Origin of the sequence: Rhodoferax sp., assembly GCF_039922535.1 — a bacterium.
Taxonomy (GTDB): Bacteria; Pseudomonadota; Gammaproteobacteria; order Burkholderiales; family Burkholderiaceae_C; genus Rhodoferax_B.
Genome location: NZ_JBDTEM010000135.1, coordinates 1 through 3,950 on the forward strand (window position 1 = coordinate 1; position 3,950 = coordinate 3,950).

3 protein-coding genes are annotated in these 3,950 nt (G+C 65.1%); 1 reads left to right on the plus strand and 2 read right to left on the minus strand.

All coding sequences use genetic code 11. The features are described 5' to 3' along the window. Both ABI213_RS06350 and ABI213_RS06355 read right to left on the minus strand, forming a co-directional pair. Positions 1–1,832 (minus strand): diguanylate cyclase (locus ABI213_RS06350; protein ID WP_348026454.1); only part of this gene is annotated, 1,832 nt, incomplete at its 3' end. 34 nt (positions 1,833–1,866) lie between these two features. Continuing rightward, complete coding sequence (locus tag ABI213_RS06355) at positions 1,867–3,324, minus strand: cobyric acid synthase (RefSeq protein WP_348007486.1); 1,458 nt, start codon at positions 3,322–3,324, stop codon at positions 1,867–1,869. A gap of 219 nt (positions 3,325–3,543) precedes the next feature. On the opposite strand from ABI213_RS06355, the gene ABI213_RS06360 reads away from it, so the two are divergent. Beyond that, on the plus strand, positions 3,544–3,950 hold a 407-nt coding region (locus ABI213_RS06360; protein WP_348026456.1), incomplete at its 3' end, for an alkaline phosphatase family protein.

Below are 3,950 nucleotides of genomic sequence, written 5' to 3' on the forward strand. Positions count from 1 at the left end.
CGCAGGTGGGCAGGCCAGTCTGCCGCGTCCACACAGGCCTGGCGCAGCACCCAAGCGCCTAGCAGCACGATCAGCCCGCTTTCTTCGGCCACGGTGATGAAATCCAGCGGCGACACCAAGCCGCGCAACGGGTGCTGCCAGCGCACCAGCGCCTCAAAGCCCAGCAGCGCACCGCTGGCCAGGTCCACCTGCGGCTGGTAGTGCAGCACAAAATCACCCCGCTGCAAGGCCAGGCCCAGGTCGCTCAGCACCGCCAGGTGCTGCTGGGCGCGCAGGGCCATGGACGGGTCAAAAAATCGCAGGGTGCGGCGGCCTGCGGCCTTGGCGGCGTACAAAGCCATATCGCTCACCTTGAGCAATTGCTCGGCGGTGTTGGCATCGTCAGGGGCAAAACCCACGCCGATACTGGCGTGCACCGCAATGCGGTGGCCGTTGGCCATCCAGGGCAAGGCCAGCGCAGCCTGCATTTGCGCGCCCAGGCGCTCGGCCTCGGGCCGCTCCAGCACGCCGGGCAGCAACAGGGCAAATTCATCGCCGCCCAGCCGGGCCAGCAGCGCCAGCGGGTCCAGCACCGACTGCAAGCGCAGGGACACCTCTTGCAACAACTGGTCGCCCAGCGCGTGGCCTAGCGAATCGTTGACGGTTTTGAAGTTATCCAGATCGAGCAGCAACAAAGTGCACGGCCCGGCGGTAGCCGCTGGCGAGAAATAGCCTGCCAGCCGCTTGCCAAACTGGTAGCGGTTGGCCAGCCCAGTCAGGGTATCGATGTGTGCCAGCCGGGCCATCTCCAGCTCGCGCTGGCGGGCAACGGTGACGTCCGAACCCACGCCGCGCCAGCCGCGCCACCGGCCCGCGCCGTCGCGCAAGGGTTTAGCGGTGAGCGACCACCACTGCAATTGCCCGGCCACCCGCGCCGGCACGAGTACATCGCGAAACGGCTGCCGCTGGGCCAAGCAAGCCTCCAGTGCCCGGAACATGGCCGCATGCGCGGGCACCATCTGTGGCGACAGGGCCGCCAACCGCTGCACCAGCGGCTGGCCCTGCAACTCGGCCGAGGGCACACCCATGGCCTGCGCCAAGCGCTGCGAGACATGGCGCAAGCAACCCTGGCAATCGGTCTCCCACAGCCAGTCGCTGGCGTGCGCTTCAAAGTCGTTCAGCAGCAGGCCGACGAGTTGCTTCTGGCGTTCGATCTCGGCCTCAAACTTCAGCCCGTTCAGAAACATGCGCGAGGTCAGCAAGGTGGTGCTCCAGACCACCACCGCGTACAACGCCAACAACCCCGTCAGGTAGGTGTAGACCGGCTCCGGGCGGGCAATAAACTGCTGTGCCACACCGCCACACAAAATACACGCCCACACCATGGCGGCCTGCGGCAGACAGCTGTACATCCAGCTGCCCACACCGATAAATGCGGCCAGCACCGCGGTGAGCAGCAGCCGACCATCGCCATCGGTGGTGCCATACAAATAACCCGACATCGACACAAAAGTCAGCGCCGATGCCGCAATTCCCGCCACCATCAGCCGTACGGTACGCAGCGATACCGGGGTAGACGGCGGCACTGCCCGGCGCGACCACCACAGCAGGGCGTTGCCCAGTGCAATAGCGGACACCAGCAACGTCCAGCCCACCAGGGCCACTGAATCCACCTGGCCCCAAAACACACAGGCCAGCACCAGGGCACTAATGGTATTGGCAATGCTGCTCACGGGCAGTTGCCGCACCACGGCGTGGAACTGGCGGCCACGGTACATAGCCGCCAGTTCTGCCGTCGCAGCAGGGTCGCGCCAGCAGGCCACCAGCCAGTGGGCAAACGGAAAATTAGCCATGGACATCGGTCATAGGACAACCCAGTGTAAACAGCTAGCGGCGAATCAAGCTATCTAAAAACCCGGCATCAAAATGCGTGGCCACGTAATCAGCCAGCCCGTCAAATACCGCATCCAGCGTGGGCACGGTGGCCCCAAACAAGGCCTGCAGTGCGGCCGGGTCTTCCAGCAGGCCGTGCAGGTACAGGCCCAGCACATTACCCGCCGCGTTTTGCCAGGCCAGGCCGTCAGGCATCACGGCCTGCGCGACATCGCCGCCCTGGGCCATGGCCACATGCTGCTGGGTTTGGCCGTGGTGGATTTCATAGCCCGCCACCGCCACCCCGGCCAGCGCCGACCAAGGGCCATTCATACCTGGCGCAAACTTGGCGTAGCGGTGTTGCACGGTTTTTTGCACTTCAAACTGCGTCACCACCGGCAGCAAACCTAGGCCCGGCGCGTTGCCGTCGATGCCGTGCAGGTCGATCAGCGCCTCGCCCAGCATCTGCAAGCCGCCACAGATGCCCAGTACCGCGCCACCGCGCGCCGCATGCGCGGTGATGGCCGCGTCCAGCCCCTGCTGGCGCAGCCAGGCCAGGTCGCCGCTGGTGTGCTTGGAGCCGGGCAGGATGATCCAGTCGGCACCCAGCACCTCCGCCGGGCTGCGCGCCCAAACCAAACGTACACCAGGCACATTTTTCAGCGGCTGGAACTCATCCAGGTTGCTGATACGCGGGTAGGCAATGACGGCGATGGTGCGGGTGACCGTGCCGGTGGCGCGGCTGCGGTCGTCGAATACGCCATCCTCCTCGGGAAGACCGTGCTGCCACCACATCGGCAAGGTGGCCACGGTGGGCACGCCGGTCAGGTCTTGCAGCATCTGCGGGGCCGGGGCCAGCAGGCGGGCATCGCCGCGGAACTTGTTCAGCACAAAGCCGTGCAGCAGCGCCCGATCCTCAGGTGGCAGCAGCGCCCAGGTGCCGTACAAATGGGCAAACGCGCCACCGCGGTCGATGTCGGTGACCAGCAGGCAGCGCGCATCGGCATGGCGGGCCACACGCATGTTGACGATGTCGCTGCTGCTGAGGTTGATCTCGGCGGGCGACCCGGCGCCTTCGATCACCACCACGTCGTATGCCTCCCGCAGCTCCGTCAGCGCCTGGGCCACCACCGGCCAGACTTTGGCGCTGCGGCTGCGCCAGTCCATGCCGGTCAGCTCGGCGTTGACCTCGCCCAGCAGCACCACCTGGCTGTGCGTGTCGCGCTCGGGCTTGAGCAGCAGCGGGTTCATGCGCACTTCCGGCGTGGCACGGGCGGCCAGCGCCTGGAAGTACTGGGCGCTGCCGATCTCACCCCCGGCCACCACCCGGGCGTTGTTGCTCATGTTCTGCGCCTTGAACGGAGCCACCTTCAGCCCCTGGCGGGCGTAGTAGCGGCACAGCGCGGTGGTCAGCCAGCTTTTGCCAGCGCCGCTGGTGGTGCCCAGCACCATGGTGCAAGCAGCGAGGGTCATGCCGAGAGGTGGTTCATACAAGTCTTCAAAGAATTTGGAAATTTATAAAAAAAGTGGGCCTAGCGCAATCAGCACCTGCGCTAGCAGCTAGTGATTCAATAGCAAAGCTCGTGATCTTACCTGCGGGCGCTCGGCAACGATTCTTGCAGGCTGACACAGGCTTGCCACATTGGAAGAACAGAATTTTGGCTTATCCCCATCCAAGACAAGGACTTTCCCATGACCTCGATTGACCGCCGTTCCATTCTTCGCGGAGCCGCCGGTGTGGGGCTGACCGCTGTGTTCCCCGACAGCATCCGCAACGCGCTGGCGATTGCCCCCAACGCGGTGACCGGCACCATCCAGGACGTACAGCACATCGTGGTGCTGATGCAAGAAAACCGCTCCTTCGACCACTACTTTGGCACCTTGCGCGGTGTGCGCGGCTTCAACGACCCGCGTGCCGTGCGCCTGTACGGCTCGGGCAACTCGGTGTTCCAGCAGCCCAACCAAAACAGCGCAGGCGTGACGCAAAACCCGGCCACCCTACTGCCGTTCCGCCCCGCCGGTGCGGATCTGGGCTTGGCGTTTCTGGCCGACTTGGCCCATTCCTGGAAGGACGCGCACGGGGCCTGGAACAACGGCCT

Excerpts from the sequence above, each read along its gene's own strand:
- ABI213_RS06355 (WP_348007486.1), bottom strand. The coding sequence starts at position 3,324 with ATGACCCTCGCTGCTTGCACCATGGTGCTGGGCACCACCAGCGGCGCT.